The sequence below is a fragment of the Paraburkholderia sp. UYCP14C genome (assembly GCF_004197395.1).
Lineage (GTDB): Bacteria > Pseudomonadota > Gammaproteobacteria > Burkholderiales > Burkholderiaceae > Paraburkholderia.
In genome coordinates this window covers 1-346 of record NZ_SELS01000369.1, presented here as the reverse complement: position 1 = coordinate 346, position 346 = coordinate 1, and the positions used below count along the sequence as shown (strand labels likewise).

General features: G+C 54.9%; 1 pseudogene. It reads right to left on the bottom strand.

Annotated elements, in window-relative coordinates:
• Positions 1 to 142: 142 nt before the first annotated feature.
• Positions 143 to 346, bottom strand: a pseudogene (locus tag EVC45_RS45250) (integrase); the annotation flags it as partial.

Sequence of the window (346 nt, the reverse complement as noted above, 5' to 3'; positions counted from 1 at the left end):
ACTCGAGCACTACGGGATGGAAGGCACGCGCAACAACCGTGGGATGGGTCATGAGTATGGTGCGGTAAAAAATATGTGCTGCTCGATAAAGAACTAGGCCAAGGCAGTACCTTTGTGGAAAGCGAACAGCACATATTGTTCGCTACAAGGTGCGGAGGAAGGTCATCAGGTCGGGCTGATCCCGCCATTGCTTTTGGCCTTCGGCACCGCCTTCCACTTCGCATGTCGCCAGCGCCCGTGCCTTTGTTTCCAGATTGATCTCGGCGTAGATGTTGGTCGTCTCCAACGAAACGTGCCCAAGCCAGCCGCGTATCGTATTGATGTCGACACCGGCCTGGAGTAGTAG